The organism is Candidatus Alcyoniella australis, from assembly GCA_030765605.1.
GTDB lineage: Bacteria > Lernaellota > Lernaellaia > JAVCCG01 > Alcyoniellaceae > Alcyoniella > Alcyoniella australis.
The window spans coordinates 1-21,555 of the sequence record JAVCCG010000091.1 but is presented as its reverse complement, the minus strand read 5'-3'; the positions used below and the strand labels follow the sequence as shown (position 1 = coordinate 21,555).

General features: G+C 62.4%; 11 protein-coding genes. All 11 read left to right on the top strand.

Annotation, left to right across the window (positions count from 1 at the left end; translation table 11 throughout):
* The first annotated feature begins 16 nt into the window (after positions 1–16).
* Entirely contained in the window at positions 17–568 is a 552-nt protein-coding gene (gene pilO / locus P9M14_09830) for a type 4a pilus biogenesis protein PilO (GenBank protein ID MDP8256038.1), read from the top strand.
* Complete coding sequence (locus tag P9M14_09825) at positions 565–1,104, top strand: pilus assembly protein PilP (GenBank protein MDP8256037.1); 540 nt, start codon at positions 565–567, stop codon at positions 1,102–1,104. Before pilO ends, P9M14_09825 begins: the two co-directional genes overlap by 4 nt.
* A 128-nt stretch (positions 1,105–1,232) precedes the next feature.
* Positions 1,233–2,552 carry a type IV pilus secretin PilQ gene (pilQ, locus tag P9M14_09820; protein ID MDP8256036.1) on the top strand — a complete coding sequence of 440 codons (1,320 nt, stop codon included), beginning with the start codon at positions 1,233–1,235 and terminating at the stop codon, positions 2,550–2,552.
* A 71-nt stretch (positions 2,553–2,623) separates the two neighbouring features.
* Positions 2,624–3,787, top strand: a complete 1,164-nt coding sequence (aroC, locus tag P9M14_09815) for a chorismate synthase (GenBank protein MDP8256035.1) — start codon at positions 2,624–2,626, stop codon at positions 3,785–3,787.
* A complete protein-coding gene (locus P9M14_09810) occupies positions 3,784–4,932 on the top strand; it encodes a 3-dehydroquinate synthase family protein (protein ID MDP8256034.1) in 1,149 nt (382 codons plus the stop codon). Before aroC ends, P9M14_09810 begins: the two co-directional genes overlap by 4 nt.
* A complete protein-coding gene (locus tag P9M14_09805) occupies positions 4,932–5,456 on the top strand; it encodes a hypothetical protein (protein ID MDP8256033.1) in 525 nt (174 codons plus the stop codon). The genes P9M14_09810 and P9M14_09805 overlap by 1 nt, the downstream gene beginning before the upstream one ends.
* Before the next feature lie 87 nt (positions 5,457–5,543).
* Positions 5,544–7,055, top strand: coding sequence for a hypothetical protein (locus tag P9M14_09800; protein ID MDP8256032.1), 1,512 nt, complete (start codon positions 5,544–5,546; stop codon positions 7,053–7,055).
* A 44-nt stretch (positions 7,056–7,099) separates the two neighbouring features.
* The gene (gene aroQ / locus P9M14_09795) at positions 7,100–7,543 is read left to right on the top strand and encodes a type II 3-dehydroquinate dehydratase (protein ID MDP8256031.1); all 444 of its coding nucleotides are present in this window, start codon (positions 7,100–7,102) and stop codon (positions 7,541–7,543) included.
* Positions 7,536–8,618, top strand: a complete 1,083-nt coding sequence (locus tag P9M14_09790) for a Xaa-Pro peptidase family protein (protein ID MDP8256030.1) — start codon at positions 7,536–7,538, stop codon at positions 8,616–8,618. Before aroQ ends, P9M14_09790 begins: the two co-directional genes overlap by 8 nt.
* Before the next feature lie 166 nt (positions 8,619–8,784).
* A complete protein-coding gene (locus P9M14_09785) occupies positions 8,785–16,950 on the top strand; it encodes a tetratricopeptide repeat protein (GenBank protein ID MDP8256029.1) in 8,166 nt (2,721 codons plus the stop codon).
* 287 nt (positions 16,951–17,237) lie between these two features.
* The coding region (locus tag P9M14_09780) for an alpha-2-macroglobulin family protein (protein ID MDP8256028.1) at positions 17,238–21,555 on the top strand (4,318 nt) is incomplete at its 3' end.

The following is a 21,555-nucleotide window of genomic DNA, read 5'->3' as shown; positions in this document are numbered from 1 at the left end:
ACACAGGGGGCGGGGGATGTCCTTTCTTAGGAAGGCCACGATAATCCTAGTCGTGCTGATTATCATCGTCGCGGTGTTCTATTTCTACTTTTATAGACCCGCGAACCAGGATCTGCTCGACGCCAATAACGAGCTGCGAGACCTGCAAATGCAGCGCAAGAAGCTGCAGGACCGGGCCGCCACGATCGATCAATTCCGCGCTGACAGAGCTCGCGTCAAGGAGCGCCTTGATCAGCTGCTGACCAAGCTACCCAATACCAGGGATGTCAACATCATCCTGCGCGAGTTCGAGGGTCTGGCCACGGTATTGGGGCTGGATATCGCCAGCTTCGCACTTGAGTCCGAGACTAATAAGGGGTTCTATTCCGAGATCCCGATCACGATGAAGCTTACCGGTCGCTACCACGACATCGCAATTTTCTTCGACAAGATCAGTAAGGCCGACCGGATCATCAACTTCACCGATTTAGATATCACGAGCCCCAAAAATGTCGAGGGGATCCTCACCATCACGACCAATTGTACGGCCACGGCCTATCGCTTCAATCCCACAGGAGCCGCGCGATGAGTAGAACGCGGATCTTAACTCTCATAGCGATCACCGCGACGTTTGTATCACTGATCTGCCTGCTGGCAAGCTGCGATGCACTCATGCCCTCGGTGGACGTTTCGCCTCCACCGCTTACCAGCAAGCCCGCGGCAGTGGCCGAGGTCCCGTCGGTGACCGAGATCCAGCCGCCGGAGCCGTCTCCGGCCCAACGTTATTATTACGATCCGACCAACAAGCCCGATCCCTTCCTCCCGTTCAGAGTCGAACAGCAAATAATCAGCGAAGCTGAGATCATCACCCGCTACGAGGTGCGTTTCTTCCGTCTGGTTGGCGTAATGTCCAGCGTACGCGATCCCAAGGCCGTGTTCGAGGATCCGCGGGGCAACGCGTACGTGCTTACGCTGGGAGATATCATCGGCAAGAACGGCGGCATAATAACCGCTATCATGTCCGATGAGGTTCACATCACCGAGACCCGGGTAACGATTCTGGGCGAGACTCGGACCAACGAGATTGTTATGCAACTCCACCCTGAGGAGGAGCTGAGCATATGATGCCAAGAGGAGGCAATGCGATGACGCTGAAGAGCAGCGGGAACTCTGACCGTAGGCGGTCAGCCTGCGTTTTGATCGTCGCGATCATCTGTCTGGCGGCCCTGCCTGTTTTGGCAGAGGACGTTCATATGGTTATCAAGGGCGAGTCCCCTCTCGACTTGACACAGGATATCCGGCAGCAACAGTGGATCGGCTCCCGGATAACCTTGGATACCCAGAACGCCGACATCAAGAGCGTGCTGCGGATTATCGCCGAGGAGGCGGATCTCAACATCGTTGCGGGTGACGACGTCTCGGGCAAGATCTCGGTCAAGTTGATTAACGTGCCCTGGGATCAGGCTCTGGATCTGATTCTCAAGAGTCGTCAGCTTGACATGGTCCAGGACGGCAACGTGATCCGTGTTGCTCCGCGGGCCACGCTGCAGTCCGAGCAAAAAGCGTTGCTCGCCGAGCGCAGGACCAAACTGGAGAACGAGGAGTTGGTGTTGGCCCTGATTCCGGTCAACTACAGCGACGCCAGCTCGCTGGAGGAACAGTTACGCACCATACTCAGCAACCGCGGTTCGATCTCGGTCGACGTGCGCACCAACGTGGTCATCATCCGCGACGTGCTCGAGAACGTAGAGCAGGCCAAAGTCGTGGCCCGGCTGCTCGACCGGACAACCCAGCAGGTGCTGATCGAGGCGCGGATCGTTGAGGCGACCTCCGATTTCTCCCGTGAAATGGGTATTAAATGGGGCGGCCGCTATATTGCAGACGCGGCCCACGGTAATCCCACCGGCATGGCGTTTCCCAACTCGGTGGACGTCACCGGCGCCGGGGAATCTATCTCCAACGTCCCCAGCGCTAATTATGTGGTCAACCTGCCCGCGCCGGTCGGCCTGGGATCCGGCGGCGGCTTGGGCCTGACCATGGGTTCGGTCAACAGCACCTTTGCCCTCGACCTCCAGCTATCCGCAATGGAGAACCGTGGCGAGGGCCGCGTGATCAGCCAGCCGAGGATCTCCACCATGGAGAACGTCGCGGCCAATATCAAGCAAGGTATAACCTTCCCGACCGCAATCCGTATGGGGGATGATGTAGGAATGTCCTACATCGATGCCTTCCTCGAACTGACGGTGGAGCCGAAAGTCACCTCCGAGGACTCGGTGATGATGGTGATCCATATCGCCAAGGACGCACCGAACACCTCGATCGCGACCTCCACCGGCTACCCGCCGATCGACAAGAAGGAAGCCAACACCACCGCGTTGGTGATGGACGGCGAGACCACTGTGATCGGCGGAATCTTCCAGACCGAGAATACCTCGACAACCCTGGGGATTCCCTGGCTCAGCCGCATTCCGGTGCTCGGATTCTTCTTCCGTGACAAGAGGATGATCTCCAAGCGTACCGAGCTGTTGATCTTTATTACCCCGCGCATCATCCGTGACAAACCCCTGATCTGAGCGCGGTTGAACAGTCCTTCGAGCACCCGCTCTACTATAGGGCGGGTGCTTTTTTAATTGGGAGCGATACATTGAGCTGCGGGTTACGTTTAGAGCATGCCGGAGAGAGCCATGGACCGGCGCTGGTCGGTCTGCTCGATGGGGTTCCATCCGGATTAATGCTCGATCGCAAGCTGATCGTCGAGCACATGCTGCGTCGGCTGCACTGCCTGGGTAGGGGAAAACGCGCCCGATCGATCGAAACCGATGAGGTCCAGTTGCTCTCCGGAGTGCGGCGCGGTCAGACCACCGGAGAGCCGATCGCGATCCAGGTCGCCAACCGCGACTTCGCCGCTTGGGAGCAAACGCGCGGAGCCTGGGCAGAGCCCGCGGTAGACCCGCAGCCGATTACCGTACCCAGACCCGGACACGCTGATTACGCCGGATGGGCGCGTAGCGGAGGAGATATCCGTGAGACGATCGAGCGGGCCAGTGCGAGGTTTACAACGCTGGACGTGGCTGCCGGTGCGCTGATCCGTCCGCTGTTAAGCGAGTTCGGCATTCGCATCTACAGCCTGACGTTGGCCATCGGCGCCGTTAGGGCCAGGTGGCGCAAGATCGATTCCGAGCGCGTGCTGCAGCACGCGGCCACCGACGAGGCGGCCGGCCCGTCGCGGTCCTTTCTCAGCGCAGCCTCGGCCGAGGTCGAGGCCGCCACGCTTCGGGGCGACACGCTGGGCGGAAGCGCGGCGGTGGTTTGCCTGGGAGTGCCCGCGGGCCTGGGCGGCATCGGCCCCTCTGCCCAACGGATCGACGCCCGACTGGGCGCGGCGCTGTTGGGCGTGCCCTCGATCCGGGCAGTTGAATTGGGCGACGCCTATCTTCAGTCCGAATTGCCCGGGAGCAAGGCACAAGATCGCTTTATCCCTCCGCTTGAAGGTCGTTCGGTTCGGCGATCGGGAAATCTGAGTGGAGGCATCGAGGGCGGGATGACCAACGGCCAGCCGCTGATCGTGCGTTTTGCGGTGCGGCCGGTGCCCTCGGTGGCTAAGCCCAAGCGATCGATCGACCTACAGACCGGAATGGTGGTCAGCGGCCGCTACGAGCGCTCGGACGTCTGCGTGGTTCCGGCCGCCGCCAGGGTGGCCGAGGCGCGTGTGGCGCTGGAGCTGGCCAGCGCGCTGTTGCAGCGTTGCGGCGGTCGATCGATGCCCGAGGTCAGACGCGCCTGGAATGATTGGCAGGGCGGCGGATGAGCGTCAGGTTGCCGGCGATAAACACCGTCGGTCCGGTACGCTTCGCCGTCGCCGCCGATCATCTGGAGTCGCTCGGTGCTTTAACGCGCCGCGTCATAGGCCTGCGTCCGCTGATCGTCGTCGCCGGTCGGCGCGCCTATCGCCTGGCGGGCGAGCGCGCGCTGCCCTCGTTGCGCGCCGCTGGATACGAACCGTTGCTGATCAGGGTTGGTGAGGGAGACAGTCACAAGACACTCGATGATGCGCGGCTGCTGTGGGACAAGCTGTTGGGATTGAAGATCGACCGCGAGACCGCATTACTGGCCCTGGGCGGCGGCGGTGTGTGCGACTTGACAGGGTTCGTCGGTTCCACATTGCTGCGCGGGCTGCCCGTGGTGCATGCGCCAACGACCCTGCTGGCGCAGGTCGACGCCGGGCTCGGCGGCAAGACCGGCGTGGACCATCGGCTGGGCAAAAATCTGATCGGCACCTTCTGGCAGCCACAACTGTCGGTGATGGACGTGCGTACGTTGGATACGCTCTCCGGGCGCCAAATTCGCAACGGATTGGCCGAGGCTATTAAAACTGCGTTCATCGACGGCGAAGCCACATGGAGTTCGTTGGGACGCAGAATGGAGCAAATAGCGTCTTGCGATAGGCGGAATCTGTATTGGATAGTAAAAAAGTGTTGCAATATCAAGGCAAGAGTGGTAACTGTTGACGAGAGAGAAACCTCGGCGATCGCAGTGCCGGGGAAAAAGGTGATGCAGCCGGGGAGACTGGCGCTGAACCTTGGCCATACGGTCGGTCATGCACTGCAAGTATTGCCGCAGGGAAGGCGCCTTCTGCACGGAGAAGCAGTGGCGCTTGGGATGAGATTCGCAGCACGTATTGCTTGCGAATTGGGAGTTTGTGAGAGAGAATCTGCTAGGCAGCTTGAAGAAATGCTCGATAGAGCAAAGCTGCCAAGACGGTTTCCAGCGGTTGAATGGTCGGCGGTGGCCGATATAATCGCCGGTGACAAGAAGCGTAGGGGCGGTCCGGAGGGAAGGATTCTCTGGATCTTGCCTGAACGGATCGGAAGGGTGAGAATACATCCGATCCCGGTTCGGGAACTGTACAGTGAGCGGCTGAGTGCCGTAGTTGAAAACGGAGGGAAAAGTTGATGAGAAGAGCCCTTACATGTGGAGCGATTCTCTCTCTGCTGGCTGTGATCGTTGTATTCGGCAACTGTGGTGATGTCGACCCTGCCAAAGCACCATACTATTCAATGGTCACGACTGAACCGACAGATGTCGGTTACGAGGTCACGTGCATTGCCGGCCAGACTGTTGAGTTGCGCGACGAGTTCCTCGTGCGCGCGCTGGTCGTGGGGGAATATGCCGCAAGCCCCTATATCCAGCCGCTGAACAACGTCGAGGTCCGCTGGACTACGCGGTTTCCGGGGAATATCGGCATCTACCTCCCCGAGGACAACGTCGACGATGTCGATCCACTGGAGACGCCCTACGTTGGCAAGACCGACGATCGCGGCATTTCCGAGGTCAAGATATTAGTCAACGTCGTCACCGTTTGCAGCGGCACGGCCATAGGTTATATTGAGGCTGATACCGGCGTAGCCTCTTCGCAGGTATCGCTGACCTACACAACGACGGATATAGGGACCGAGGACGACGACGACGACGAATAAAGGTTGTCGTAATATCAAGTTTCCCTCCGATGAATCGAGCCTGACGAGCCGGACGGCTTCGCTGCCGTCCGGCTTTTATATTGTCTGATGCACACCAACGGCAACGAGGTCAGATCAAGACGCAGCCTAATGGGCTGGGCGTTTTATCTGGCCTACCGTTTTATCGGCGAGCTGACCCACCTGCTGTTGTTCTCATTCATGTGGTTGCTCGGCGGAGTGGAGTATCTCAGCGCCTCGTGGGTGCGTTGGATCTTCGGACCGGGCACTGTTCTGGGCGTGATCATTTATCGGGCGATCAAGCGCCGCGACGGCCCGGTGATGCTCTACGGCAACGCGGCGATGGTTTTCTACAACTGCACGATCTGGATCGGCGGCTTTCTCTACGTGGGTCAGTTGGCCGCGCTGTGGCTGCCCACATCGATCCTACTGACGTTCGTGCTGCTGCCCGGCCGCTGGGTCGGCAGGCTGCGCGCGGCGGCCTGGGCCTTGATCTTGATCGCGATAGTCGGCACCGTGCTGCTCGAGCTCAATCGCAGCTCGGAGAAAGCCTGGGTCAGAGACTGCGCGAACGAAAATCGGCGCGCGGCCGATGATCGGGTGCAGCTGCTCGACCCGACAATGCATCCCTACGACATCGACGTCGATCCCTCGGGCCGCTATCTGTTCGTGGCCTACGGGGTTGTCGGGCGTGACGGGATGATTGTACGTCACGACCTGTACACGGGCGAACGCCGGGAGCAACGAACGGTCAGGGGAGTGCAGCGCATCGATTTTTCAAGAGACGGTAGCAAGTTGTTGACCACGCCCTGGGGGCGGCTGGGTCACACGCGTTGGAGGCATTGCCCTGCGGGAGACCAATGTTTGGAACAGGAGGGAGTCTACCTGCTGCCGGTGCACGAGGAGGTCGACGAGCTCGATTGCTGCAAACGACCCGTGGGTAAATATTTCGCTCCGATTTTTAACGCCAACAACACCTTCGCCGCGGTGCAGGAACCCGGGGGAGACCTGCTGGCGATTACCGAGATCAATCGAAATGTGATCCGGATGGATGCCCAAGGACGCGAGAAGGCGCGGATCGCAGTTACAGGAATGAACCTCTACGATCTCGAGCTGGCATTGGACGGCCGAGTGTTGGTGGTCAGCGATCAACAGGCGCCGTGGGTCCACCTGGTGGACGTCAGCGATGGCGGGTTGAGCTATCTGGGACGGGTCTGGGTCAGCCCCTTTGGTTTCGGCCTACTCGCCGACCCGCTGTATCCCGGAGTGGTCTACTGCGCCGGGTCGTTGTTCGGCGACATCTTCGCCGTGGACGTCACGGCGCAACGCAGGCTGTGGCGGATGCGCCTGGGGTACGGCCCGCGCGATCTGGGGCTCGACCGCGAGCGGCGCATTCTGCTGGTGGGCAACTACTTCGACGGCACGGTGAGCTTGGTTGACCTTGAGACGCGAAGCGAGATCGCCAGGCCGTTCTTCGGCCGCATCCTGCGCGGAGTGTGCTACAGCCCCCACGACGACCGCGTGTATGCGGCAACGGCCTGCGGCGTGCGTTGGGCCCAAATGGAGGATCTGCTCGAGGGGTCGGCCGCGCCTGGGCCTTGACAATCGATTCGCGTGGCCGACAATTGAGCCAGGAGAGTAAACCAATGGAAAGCGTACTGGTTCTTAACGGCCCGAACCTCAACCTGCTGGGCAGCCGGGAGCCCGAGCTCTACGGCGAGTGCACGCTTCAACAGATCGAGGACGATTTGCGCCAGCTCGGCGCCGACCTCGGTGTTGAGGTTCAGTGCCTGCAGGCCAACGGCGAGGGGGAGCTGATCGACGCGGTCCAGGGGGCGATCGGTCGCTGTCATGCGCTGATCATCAATCCCGGCGGCTACTCGCACACCTCGGTGGCCCTACGCGACGCACTGGCCGCCTTCGAGGGCACAGTGATCGAGGTCCACCTGACCAACGTTGCGGCGCGCGAGCCGTTTCGACGCCGCAACATCACGGCCACAGCGGCCGACGGCGTAATCAGCGGGCTGGGGCCGGCGGGATACAGCCTGGCTATGATCGCAGTGGGCAAGGCAGAGACGTCTGATGATTGACCATCGATTGCAACGAGCGCGCGCGCTGTTGCGCAAAAAGCGTTTGAGCGGATTGCTGGTGCTGGGCATCGAGGAAACTCACATGGAAAACGTGCGTTTCTTTTCGGGCTTCAGCGGTTCGGATGCCAGCCTGGTAATCAGCGCCAAGCGGGCGCTGTTTTTCACCGACGGCCGCTATATCGAGCAGTCCAAGGCCGAGGTGACCCGGCTGGAACGGGTGATCTACAAAGACAAGATCGGCGCGGTGGCCGAGGCGATCAAGCGGCTGCGCGTTAAGCGCGTGGGGTTCGAGGACGAGGCACTGCCCGTGGCGCTCTACAACCAGCTCGTCGAGCGTTTGCCGGGAATCGATCTCGTGCCGTTGGCCGGCGATCTTGACGCATTGCGTCAGATAAAATCGCCGCAGGAAATAGTGGCGATACGGCGGGCCGTACGCATCGCCGAGCGGGCGCTGCGGCGGGTGATCCCACTCATCGCGCCCGGCGTGCCCGAGAACCGCATCGGTTCCGAGCTCGACGCGGAGATGATCAGGCTCGGGGCCCAGGCGACCGCCTTCGATACGATCGTCGCCTCGGGACCGCGCGGCGCATTGCCGCACGGCATCGCAAGCAGCAGGCGTATCCGCAGGGGCGAACTGGTGACCATCGACTGGGGAGCGCTCGTCGATCAATATAATTCGGACCAGACCGTGACCTTTGCCGTGGGTGAGATCCAACCGTGGCAACGCGAGATCTACCAGCTGGTCTATCGCGCCCAGCGGGCCGCGATCAAGGCCTGCGTGCCCGGGGCAAAGCTGTGCGAGGTCGACGCAGTGGCGCGCGGGATCATCGAACAGGCCGGTTACGGCGAGTACTTCACCCACGGGCTGGGCCATGGCGTGGGCCTCAAGGTTCATGAGGGGCCCAGGTTGAGCATGCGCGTCAACGGCAAGCTGGCCTTGGGCAACGTGGTAACCGTGGAACCGGGCGTGTATCTGCCGAACCGTGGCGGAGTGCGGCTCGAGGACATGGTGCTGGTCACGGACGGCGCTCCGCGCGTGCTCACCGGAATCTCCAAACGCCTGCGTGTACTCTGACGCGCTGCCAGCCTTGACTTTCCATATCGGGAATGACAGATTTGACCAGTCATAATCTGCGCTGAATTACAGGCTGAAAAAAGCCGAAAACGAGCACGTACTTTCATATAGCTTACGGGCTGTTACATCCGAAGTCCGTGTGCGTTTGAGCAAGTAGGAGAGCCTCGTGGCCAAAGGCGGCGATAAGAGCGGTCGATTCAAAATCCGAGGTAAAAAGGGCAGTTCGAATCCGGAACTGGAGAAGCTGCTAGAGGCGCTGAAGACCAACCCGGGCGACTACCGGACCAGGCTGAAATTGGCCAGCTTCTACTTGATGCGCGAGCAGAAGGAGAAGGCGGTCCAGCAGTACATCCTGGCCGGAGACGCCCTGTCCAACGAGGGTTTTTCCACCAAGGCCGTGGCCGCCTATCGTCAGGCGATCAACATCGATCCCAACCTGACCAACGTCTATGAAAAGCTCGCAGTGCTCTACCACCGCCTGGCCCTGATGCAGGAGGTGGTGGCGATGTACCAGAAGGTCATCGCCGTGCACGAGCGCAACGGACAGATCAAGCTCGCCCTGGATACCCTGCAGAAGATGGTCGACCTCGATCCGAAGAACACTCACGGTCGACTGAAGCTGGCCGAACGTTATTACCAGGAGGGATACGAGGACCTGGCCATCGGTCAGTTCCTCAAGGTCTACGAGATCCAACGCGCCAAGGGAGAGAAACAGCAGGCGGCCGAGCTGCTCAAGGACCTGATCGAGCGCGGGATTCAGCACAGCGAGCTGATCTCCGGGCTGGCCGATCTGTGCCGCGATCTCGAGCAGCCGGAGCTGTTCATCGGCGCTTACGGCAACCTGGCCGAGGAGGTGCGCGACTCGACCGAGGTGCTGGACAAACTGGCCGGGTTCCAGACGATGAGCGGCGATATCGAGGGGGCCAAACATAGCCTGCAAAAGATCGCCGCGTTCTATCGGTTGGCAGAGGTGCGCGAGCGCGAGCTGGACATCTACAGCCGCATTCTCGAGATCGACCCGGACGACGAAGAGGCGCTGGCGGCGATCGACGAGGAGAACCTCGGACAATCGCTCGTGGTCGAAGAGCAAACGATCGACGATGTGGAGAGCATTGAGCCGCTGGCCCAGATCGACGACGTCGTCTCCGGCGTGATTGTGGACGAGCCGGTTCCGGCCATCGACGACCTCGAGGTCGAGGTGGATATCGAGCCGTCCGAGGTCGAGGCCATCGAGCCTAAGCCGGAGCCCGAGCCCGACGAGATCGACATCACGATCGAGGAGGAACTCGAGGAACCGCAGATCGTCGAGCAGGAGGAACTGCCCGAACAGGTCGCGCCGCTGGAGCCCGAGACCCTGGAGCAGGTCGAGGAGTTCCAGGTCGAGGTTGAGCCGGTCGAGGTCGAGCCGGTCACAGTCGAGGAGGTCGACGTTGCCGGCGAAGAGCACGTGGACCAAGACGTGGCCGAGCTCGAGAGCACGGGCATTTTCGAGGAAGAGGTCGAGGCCGAGCCCGAGACGCCCGAGTTGCCGCAGCCCCAGGACCTGTCCGCGATGGACGCCCAGCAGATCGCAGCATTCCTCGACCAGTCCGTGAAGCAATACATTGAGGCTGGTTTCGAGTCCGAGGCTCCCGAATTCCTGCGGGGATGTATCGAACTTTCGCCGTCTACGCTGGAGACCTACAACCAGCTCAAGGGATTCTTGGCCGAGCGCGGCCGGACCGACGAGGCGATCGAGGTCCTGCGCCAGGCGGTTGACGCGGCGCGCAACGACGGGCGGCAACAACAGCTGCGCGAATACCTCGAGGATCTGATCGCACTCGAGCCCGAGGACACCACGGCCCAGACCGAGCTCGAGGATCTGATCATCGCCTCCGAGCCGCATAACGCACTGCCGATCCTGATGGCTCGCGCCGAGATCGCCGTTGATCAAAGCGACCCCGAGGCGGCCATCGGCTGGCTGGACAAGATATTCCAGATCGACGCCGAGAACCTCGACGCTCATGCCCTGGCCAAAGACGTCTACCTCGCATCGGGCGACGATCAGCAGGCGGTGGAAAAGCTTAACACCCTCGCCGATTTGTTGATCGCGCGCGGCGAGCAGCAGCAGGCCGAGGCGCAGCTTCACGAGCTGATCGACCTGACGCCGCAGGATCCAGCAGCCCACATCCGTCTTGCCGAGCTTTACCAGAGCACGGGCGATATCGAGCGGCAGTCGATCGAACTGCTGACGATCGCCGAGCTCTACGTGTCGGACGGAGAGGCCCAACGGGCGCTCGACGTCTTGCAGCAAGTGCTGCAGGCTGACCCCGGACATTCCTTGGCCGCGGAGCGGATGATCGAAATGTTGATCTCCCTGGATCGCGGACAGGAGGCCTGCGAGAGGCTGCTCGAGCTGGCAGGGTCGGACCTGCAGTCCGGCGATTTCGAGCGCGGCATCCAGCGCGCCGAGCGCGCGGCGCAGATCGAGCCTGAACGACGCCGCGCCCGCGAGCTGTTGCGCAAGCTCTACATCAAGGTCGACCGAACCGACGATGCGGTGGAGCAACTGATCGCCCTGACCGATTCGGCCGAGAACGACCAGCAGCGCGAGGAGCTGCTGGCCGAGGCGCTGAACCTCGATTCGTCCAATCGCGAGATCATCGAACGGCTGGTGGAGCTGGCGCTGAACTCCGGACAGACCGAGCAGGCGATTTCGCGGCTGTTCGACCTGGCCGACGCGGTCGAGACTGCAAACGACCAGGCTAAGCTCGAGCAGTGTTACGACCGGGTAGTCCAGCTCGACGGGACCAACGAGCGGGCGCGCCAAGCGCTGAAGCAGATCTATATTGCGACCAACAGAGTCCAGCCGGCCGCCGAGCAGGCGCAGGCCCTGGCCGAGATGTATCTGGAGCGCAACGAACTCGAACAGGCCGAGAACGAGCTCAAGGAACTGATCGGCATCGCGCCCGAGGATCCGGCGCATCACGAGCGGCTGGTGGCCTTGCTGGAAAGTTCCGGACGGGAAGACGAGCAGGCCGCGGAGCGGCTGGTTCTGGCGGAACTCTACCGCAAGGCGGGTCGGCCCGAGAACGCGGCTGACAGCCTCGAACGTGCGCTGGAGCTGCGACCGGACGATGTCCGGGCACGCGAACGGCTGATAGAACTACAGCTGGAAATGGGCCGGAGGTCCGACGCGAGCCGCGGCTTGATCGAGCTGGCGGAATCCGACCTCGACGCGGAACGCCTGGAAGAGGGACTGGAGCGAGCAAGGCGCGCCCTGGACCTCAAGCAGGACGAGCGGCGGGCCAGAATGCTGTTGCGCGACCTCTACGTGGCGAGCCAACGCTACGACGACGCGGTTGAACAGCTTTTGGTGCTCTCGCGCTCCGAGCCCGACGCCGAAACGCGGCGGATGCTGCTGGGCGAGGCGCTCGAGCTCGATTCGCAGAGCCGCGAGACGCTGGAGACGTTGGTCAAGATCGACCGCGAGGAGGGATTGTTCGACGAGGCCAAGGCGAGGCTGTTTGAATTGTCGAACATCGTCGGCCGCGTTGGAGAGATCGACCGCGTGGAGGACTACCTGCGGCAGATCGTCGATATCGACTCGAAAAATATCCGGGCCCGCCAGGGGCTCAAGGATATTCACATCTCGCGCGGGCAGACCGACCTGGCCGTGGAGGAGCTATCGGTACTGTCGCGGATGAGCCGCGGCGACGGCTACCTGGACCAGGCTGAGGCGTTCCTAAAAGAGCTGTTGGAGCTCGACGAGAGCCAGGCCGAATCGCACAAGATGCTCGCCGAGATCTACGACGAGCTCGAGCGCGGGGACCAGGCGTTGGAGCATTGGCTGCGCTACGCCCGGCTCCAGTCCGCCGCCGGCGAAACCGAGGAGGCCTACAAGACCTACGAGCGCGTGTTCGACGCTACGCCGGACGACGAGCAGGTTTTCTCCGAATACAAGGAGCTCGCCAAGCAGCTGGGCCGCACCGAGCGCGTGATCGAGGAGCTCACTGCGCGCGCACAGCGTTCCGTGCAGGACGATCCGACTGCGGCGCGCGCGGCCTTCGAGGAGATCGTCGGACTGGACGAGAACAACATTATCGCCCACCGCGGACTGATGGACCTGCTGCTGGCCGGCGAGGAGCGCGTCGAGGGCGTGGCGGTCGCCTTCAAGCTTTACGAGCTGCTGATCGAGGCCGGCGACGCGGACCGTGCCGAGGCTACTCTGCGAGACGTGCTGGAGCTCGAGCCGGACAACGAGCAGGCGATCGATCGGCTGAAGAAGCTCTACCTCGAGTCCGAGCGCAACGCCGATGCGGTGGACCTGCTCGCCGGCGTGGTGGAGCGGCAGATTCAGGCCGAGGCCTGGACCGAGGCCTGGGTTGCGGCCGAGGAAATCCTGGGCATCGACCCGGAAAACGTGGTGGCCCACGAAAAGATGGCTCAGATCGGCGAGGGCTCGGGCGACTCCTCGGTGGCGTTGGAACATCTGAGTTGGCTGATCGAGCGCGAGCTGCAAACCGGCGATTTGGAAAACTCCGAACAGCATTTGCGCAAGGTGCTCCAGATCGACCCGCAGCAGCTCGACGCTCATCAGCAGCTCAAGGAACTCTATCTGGGCGGCGGACGCCTCGATCTGGCCGTGACCGAGCTGTTCTCATTGGTGGACAAACTCGAGGACGACGAGGCGATCGAGTCCAACCTCACGCAGGTGCTGCAATACGACGCGCAGAACGAACGGGCGCACCGTCGGCTGATCGAGATCTACCGCGGGTCCGAACGCTACGGCGACCTGTTGCCGCTGCTGTTCAGCCTGGCCCAGATCGAGCTTGAGCGCGACAACAAGCTGGCCTGCGAGGAACAGCTCGATGCGGTGCTCGAGATCGATCCGGACAACGAGCAGGCTCTGCTCAAGCTTAAGGATCTGCACCTCGAGATCGGCGAGTCCGACAAGGCTCTGGCCGAGATGTTCAAGCTGTTCGACCAGGCGTTCGAGCGCGAGGACTTCGATCGTGCCGGCGAGCTGCTGGCCGAAACCAAGGGTCTGGACATACAACTCGAGCAGGTAGCGCGTAAGGCGATCGAGTACTACCTCAAGCTCGGGCTGTCCGAGGAACTGCTCGACGAGCGCTTCAGCCTGTTCGGCATTCTCGCGGACAGGGGGGATGTCAGCGGGGCCGAGCAGACGATGCGCGACGTGCTGGCCGACGATCCGCAGGACATGCGCGCACACCTGGCGCTGAGGCAGTTATTCGTCGACTCCGGGTCTCCCGAGCGCGCAGTGGACGAGATTGTCTCGTTCGTCCGCCAGTTCGAGGAGCGCAACGAGTTCGCCACGGTACGGCGACTGTGCGGCGACCTGCTCGAGATCGATCCCGAGAGCCGGCCGACGATCAGCAAGTTGGCCGAGCTCGATATTGTCGAGGGTGAGACCGAAGCAGCGCTGGAGCGGCTGGCGGGCCTGGCCGACCTGGCCTTTGATAAATCGGAGCGGGATGAGGCCGAGCAGGCGTTGAAACGGATGCTCGAGATCAAGTCCGACCACGAGCCGGCGCTGGCGCGGTTGGTCGAGTTCTACGTCGAAAGCGGAGCCCCGGATAAGGCCGCGACGCAGATCATTGCCTTTGCCCAGGCGCGTTACGAGGCGGGCGAGACCGAAGCCGCCCTGGGTCGATTGGAACAGGCGGCGGCCTACGAGGAGGGCTTCGACAGGGCGCTGCAGCGCGAACGCGAGATACTGCTCGAGCAGCAGCGCGAGAGCGACGCAGTCCTGGTCGTCTTCCGGATGGCCGATCGCGCGGCGCAAAGCAGCGAGCACGAGCGGATCGAGACCTTGATGCGCGACGTGCTGTCCCTGGACAAGTCCAACGTCGACGCCCGAGTGCGCCTACAGCAACTATATTTCGAAACCGGACGTTCCGAGCAGGCGATCGAGCAACTGTTCGACCTGGCCGACCTAGCAAGGCGGCAGGAGAGGGCCGAGGATTACCAGGCGCATTTCGAGCAGATTCTGGAGCACGATCCGGATCAGCGTCGGGCGCTACGCATGTTGGCCGACCACCTGCGCAATACCGGGCGCGACGATCAGGCGGCCGAGCAGCTGCGCTTGTTGGCCGACGCGGCGCACGAGGCGCAGCAGGCCGATGAGGAGGAGCGTGCGCTGACCGACCTGGCCCAGATGGCTGCCGAGGATCGCGATTGCCGCGAACGGCTGCTGCAGATCTTCAGCGACACCGAACGCAACGAGAGCGCGATTGAGACACTGTTCGAGCTCTGTGCGATCAGCGAGCGCGCCGGAGACCTGAGTTTGGCGCGCCTTGACGCGGAACGCGTACTCGAGATCGACAACGAATCGGAACGCGCATACCAGCGGATCAAGTCTTTGGCCGAGAAGGCCCAGGATGTCGACGGGCAGGTCGAGGCCTGTTTTGCTCTTTACAACCTGGCCCGCAAGGCGCAGGACGCCAAGGCCGCCGAGCGTCAGATGCGCGATGCGATTCTGCTTACGCCGGAGAGTCGCGAGTCCCACGCCAACCTCAAGCAACTGTTGATTGAGCGCGACGCGGTCGACGAGGCGATCCACGAAGCGTTCACCCTGGCCGAGCTGGAGGGTCAGGCCGGCGACGTCGAGGCGGTTCGATCTCAGTACCTCTCGGTGTTGGACCTCGATTCGAAGAACGTACGCGCGCTGACAATGTTGGCCGGATTGCACGAGGGGCAGGGCGAGATCGAGCAGGCGGTCGAGCGGCTGTACAGCGCGGCGGACCTGCATCTGGAACTGGACCAGGCGGGCGACGCCGAGGAGCTGCTGCGCCACGCCCTGATATTGGACGCTACGCGTACCGAGTCCAGGCTGAGGCTCAAGGACCTCTACGTGCGACTCGACGAGCCGATGAAAGCCTCGATCGAGTTGTTCGCACTGGCGGACGAGGCCGAGGCTGTAGGCGAGGCCGAGCAAGCCACCGAATACCTGGCCCAGATCGTTGGGATCGATGCGAACAACATGGAGGCGCGGCGCAGGCTCAAACAGGCCTACCTCGACACCGGACGCCAAGACGAGGCCGTGGCCGAGCTGTTCCAGATGGTCCAGGGGGCGATCAACGCGCGTCGGCGCAAGACCGCTGAGGGCTATTTGCGCGAGATCTTCTCGATCGATCCGGACAACGGGCAGGCCAAGCAGAAACTGGCCGAACTGTTCCTGGCCAGCGGCGAGGAAGAAACCCGCATCGACGGGCTGTTCAAGGAGGCCGACAGCCTGCTGGCCGCGGGCGACATCGGCACAGCCAAGTCCAAGCTCTCCAAGATCCTGGCGATCGATCCGGAAAATATGGAGGCCAAGGGAAGGCTCAACGCCCTGCTGACCAAGCCCGCCGCAGCGATGGCCGAGGCCCGGCCCGCCACCGGCGGCAGCGAGATCTTCCACGAGGTCGATGTGGCCGACTTTGCCGAGGAAGAACTGGTAATGGATTGGGGTGAAGACGAAGAGGAGGTTCCCGACGGGGCGGCCGAGGCCGCGGCCCAGACTCTGGCCGAGGCGGGCATCCAGGTTGATCAGCAGCCTGCGGCCGAGCCAGAGCCTGAGGAAGAGCCCGAGATCGCCGAGCCCGAGGAGCTCGAACTGGCCGACGAGGAGCAGCTACAGCCCGATGAACAGATCGACGTATTCGACCAGGATCAGCCCGAGCCCGAGGCTGCGGACCAAGAGGCGGCGCCGGTCGAGGAACCGCAGGTCGAGCAACCGGGCTATACGCTGGAGGAGGCCAAGGCGGCGGCGGGCGCGGGTGAGTTCGAGCGTGCGGGTAAGATCTTCGAGGCTCTACTTGAACAGGATCCAGACGACGACGTGGTGCAGGCCGAGTATGAAGAGTTCAAGGCAATGGCCAGCCCCGGCACCTTTAGCGAGATCTTCGACGAGTTCAAGCGCGACGTGGCCGAACACAGCCAGGCCAGCGAGGATTCGGAGACGCATTTCAACCTGGGCATTGCCTACCGCGAGATGGACATGGTCGACGAGGCGATTGCCGAGTTCGAGGTTGCCGCCAACGACCCGCGGTTCGCCTTTGCAGCCAAGGTCCAGATGGGACACTGCATGTTGCAGGCCGAGCAGCTCGATCCCGCGGTCGCTCACTTCGAGGAGGCGTTGCAGATGAGCAGCGGCGGCACCGACGAGATGGTCGAACTGCGCTATCACCTCGGCCAGACCTACCGTCAACTCGGCGGGCTGAACCGCGCCCTGGAAATGTTCAAGATGATCCATGAGCAGATTCCCAGCTATCGCGGGATCAAGGACGAGATCAACAAGTTGGAAAAAGAGATCAAGAAGCGCGCGCGTAAGAAGTCCGGGAACTGATCAAACCTCCGATGTTCAACGGGGCGACCTGCCGTGGGGCAGGCCGCCCTGTTTTTTTCTACGCGGTACAAACTTGAGAATAATTCGGGCGATGGAACCTTTGGGCGATCAAAGCGGTCATGGGAATATATGCGGCAGATCAATCTTTCCCAACCCGGATTGTCGATGTGGATTCGTGACAAGGCGAACAGGGTGCGCGCTGTAGTCAAGGCTCCATGCATAATGCGGGTTGCACAGGACTATCGATGAATCACGCAGATCGACCCGGTATTAGATTATGGATCGCATTGTTCGTTCTCTTAGCGCTTTCGCTGTTCCAGCTCGGTGCTGCCGACGCTGCAACTCCCAGTGTGGCCATCGATGAGAAATCGATCAGCGCGGCCAGGGCCGAAGAGGGCGAGCTGAAGATCGGCTTCACGGTGGACGAACAACGCCTGCTGCCCTGGAAGGGCCAGCTATGGCTTGAGATCCTCGATCAGGAGGATCAGGTGGTCGCATCGGGCAGGGGCGGCAAGACCTTCATTGTCGACGAACGGGTTGAGGTGACGATTTCCCAGGGCGGGATAGATCTGTCCGCGCCGGAGAACTTCGTGATTCACTACGTCTTTGCCGGCTCGGGCGCGCGCGTCGAGGGACGGCGCAGCCTGGCCGCGGCGATGGGCGTGGTGCGCACAACCTTGCGGGGACAGACCGAGTGGATCGCCGGATCGCAGGCCGGGTTGCGTTTGGCGGTATTCGAGCACTACTCCGGGCAGCCGCTGGCCGATGCGCGCATCACGCTTGCACTGGCTGTTGACGATCAACAGATCGAGCTTTTCCAGGGTCGCACTGACGACGCCGGAACCGCGGACGTGCGGTTCGCAGTCCCCGACCAGCTTCAGGGCGGAGCCGAGCTGCGCGTGAAGGTGGATTCCGCAATCGGTACCGACGAGATCGAGCGTAGCGTGTACATCGAGCGCCGGGCCAAGGTGCTGGTGGTGACGGATAAGCCGCTGTACCAGCCCGGCCAGACGATCAACATCCGCGCGCTGGCGCTCTCCGAGCCCAACCATCTGCCCCTCGCCGGCAAGCAGTACCTGATCGAGGTCGAGGATTCCAAGGGCAACAAGGTCTTCAAACGCAGCGGCGATCTCGATCGCTTCGGACTGGCGCACGCCCGCTTCGTGCTCGGAACCGAGCTCAACCTTGGCACCTACCGCGTGCGGGTAATCGTCGATGGCAAGCCGGTGGAGCGGACTGTCAGTGTCGAGCGCTACGTGCTGCCCAAGTTCAAGGTCGAGCTGAGCACCGAGCGCGAGTTCTATTTACCCGGCGAGATCGTGCGCGGCACGCTGCAAGCCGATTACTTCTTTGGCAAGCCGGTGGCGGAGGGCAAGGTGACGCTGACCGCCATGGCCCAGGACGTGGGCCTTTCGACGTTTGCAATTGTCCAGGGCGCGACTGATCGAAACGGGTCGTTCGAGTTCGAGCTGCAGGTGCCCGACTCGCTGGTCGGCCAGCCGCTGCTCGACGGCAAAGCCGCGGTAGTGCTCGAGGCCGCGGTGATCGACCAGACCGACCACGAGCAGAGCACGAGCACGATGCTTCCGGTGGCCGACCAGGCGCTGATCCTGGCGGCGATCCCCGAGAGCGGCGATCCGGTTCCCGGTGTGAGCAACAAGATATTTATCATCGCGTCCACTCCGGACGGACGGCCTGCTCGAGTGCGGTTTGACGACCCGTTCAACCCGCAGCGCACGCTGGTCACGGACCGGATGGGATTGGCCGAGTTGAACACCGTACCGGCCAAGGGAACGCTGAGTTTTCGCATCAAAGCGATGGACGATCAGGGTCGCAGCGTACAGCGCGATTTCAGTTTCGAGCCCGACGATGGATCGGAGCATCTGCTGTTGCGGCCGCAAAGCTCGCTTTACAAAGTGGGGGACGTGGCCGAGCTCACGGCCTATCCCGATCACTGCGGAGCGGGTTGGGTCTACTTCGACGTGCTGCGCGGCAAGCAGACCGTGCTGACCAAGGTCGCGCGGATCGATGAGGGGCGGGCGCGGCTCGAGCTGCCGTTGGGCGATGATCTGAGCGGGGCGCTGACATTCTCCGCTTACATCATTACGGCACAGGGGCAGGTCGTACGCGATACGCGGCTGGCCTACGTCAATCCGGCCGACGAGCTCGAGGTCCGGATCAGGCCCGAGCGTGAATCGTACCGTCCGGGCGAGCCGGCGCGGCTGCTGTTTCAGGTGCGCACGGCCAAGGGCGCGCCGGGCGTGGTGGCGCTGGGCGTAAATATAGTGGACGAGAGCGTATTCGCCCTGCAGCAGATGCGGCCGGGGCTGGAGCGCGTGTTCTTTATGCTCGAGCGCGAGATCATGAAACCGCGCTACGAGATCCACGAGTATCGCTTGGAGCGCATCGTCGAACCGCAACAAGGCCTCGACCGACAGCAACAGATTGATCGTCGGCGAGCCTACGAGGTGCTGCTGAGCTCCAGTGAACAGGTCCAGAGCTACAGCCTCGAAGCCGATACCTTCCAACAGCGGACCTCGGCCAACCAAACGCTGATACAGCGCGTGTTCCGCGACCACGAGCAGATCTACAACGCGGTCCAGGCCTTCTACCAGGACCATAAGCGTTATCCGTCGATCGACGGGGGATTGCAGCGCTTGGTTGCCCAGGGGCTGCTCTCCCAATCGCAGATCGTCGATTGCTGGGGCAACGTCTACCGGGTGGAGCCGCTCTACGGCTCGCAGACTCTCGAATCGTTCAAGATCATCTCCGCCGGTCCGGACGAGGCATTCGGCACGGCCGACGACCTCGAGACGGGTGATTATATGTGGGGCTTTGCCCAGGAAGGGCAGATGATCGACAACATGCTCTTCGACCGCGAGATCGGCGGTGCGGGGGGTATGCGGGCATTGGGCGGGGCGCCCAAGGGAGCCGCGATCGACGAGCCGAGCGCTGCCCACGATGCCAGCACAACAGCGACCGTCGAGCGCGAAGAGCCGCGGGTGCGCAAGTATTTCCCCGAGACGCTGCTCTCTGAGCCGGCGCTGATCACCGACGCGCAGGGACGGGCCACGCTCGAGTTCGACCTGGCCGATTCGATCACCACCTGGCGCGCCACGGCAATGGCCAGCGATCCGCGCGGCCTGCTGGGCAGCGCCAGCGTGCCGCTGCTGGTATTCCAGGAGTTCTTCATCGACATCGACTTCCCGGTGGCCCTGACCCAAAACGACGTGGTGCACGTGCCCGTGGTCGTCTACAACTACCTCGATACTGCCCAGCGCGTACGGCTTCAGGCCGAGCGCGGCGATTGGTTCGAACTGCTCAAGGGCAACGACGAACAAAGCGTCGAGCTGGGGCCGGGCGAGGTCGCAGTGGCCTATTTCCCGATCCGCGTCACCGGCATCGGCAAGCACAGCTTCACGGTTCGCGGATACGGCAGCAGCCTCTCGGACGCGGTGCAGCGTTCGGTGGATGTGCTGCCCGACGGCAAACGATTTGAGCAGGCGCTCAACGGTCGGCTCGAGGGCACGGTCAACGCCACGGTGAAAATTCCGCAACAGGCCGTGGACGGCGGCTCCAAGATCTACATCAAGCTCCACCCGGGTGTGATGAGCCAGATCGTCGAGGGGCTGGACGGGATTCTGCAGATGCCTTTCGGTTGTTTCGAACAGACCAGCAGCGTGACCTACCCCAACGTGATGGTCCTGCAGTACCTCGAGGCTATCGGCCAGCTTAACCCCGAGATCTCGATCAAGGCCGAGGGCTTTATCAACAGCGGCTACCAGCGCCTGCTGACCTACGAGGTGCCCGGCGGCGGATTTGAGTGGTTCGGCAAGGATCCGGCGCACGTGATCCTCACGGCCTACGGCCTGATGGAGTTCCACGACATGTCGCAGGTCTACGATGTGGACCCGCAGCTGATCGGCCGCACACAGCGCTGGCTGGCCTCCAAGCAGCTCCAGGACGGCTCCTGGGAGCCCAACGAGCGTTTCCTGGACCGCGTGGCCGCGCGCTTCGCCACGGACAAGTTGCGCAACACGGCCTACGTCACCTGGGCGCTGCTCTACTCGGGCGACCGCGGCTCGGCAGCCAAACGCGGACTGTCGTACATCGAGAAGAACATCGATCAGATCGAGGACAGCTACACCCTGGCCCTGGCGACGAACGCCTTGGCTACTTACGATCCCCAGAGTCAGGCGACCTTGCAGGCGATCGAGAAGTTATCCGCGCTGGCCGTAACCGATGGCGACCTGGCCCACTGGCCGCAGTCGGGCGACACCGCGACCTTTGCCCGCGGCACCAGCGCCGATATCGAGGCAACGGCCCTGGCGATCCAGGCATTGCTGAGGGCCCAGACAGGGCACAACCTAGTCAGCGGCGCGATCAACTACCTGATCGAGAAGAAGGATCCCAACGGCACTTGGTACTCGACCCAGGCCACGGTATGGGCGCTCAAGGCGCTGCTGATCGCTAGCCGGGGAGCGACGTCGGGCACCAACGCCGAGATCCTGATCAAGGTCAACGGCGAGATCGTGCATACATTGGCGATTACGCCCCAGGACGCCGACGTGATGCGGCTGATCGACCTGGAACAGTACACCAGCG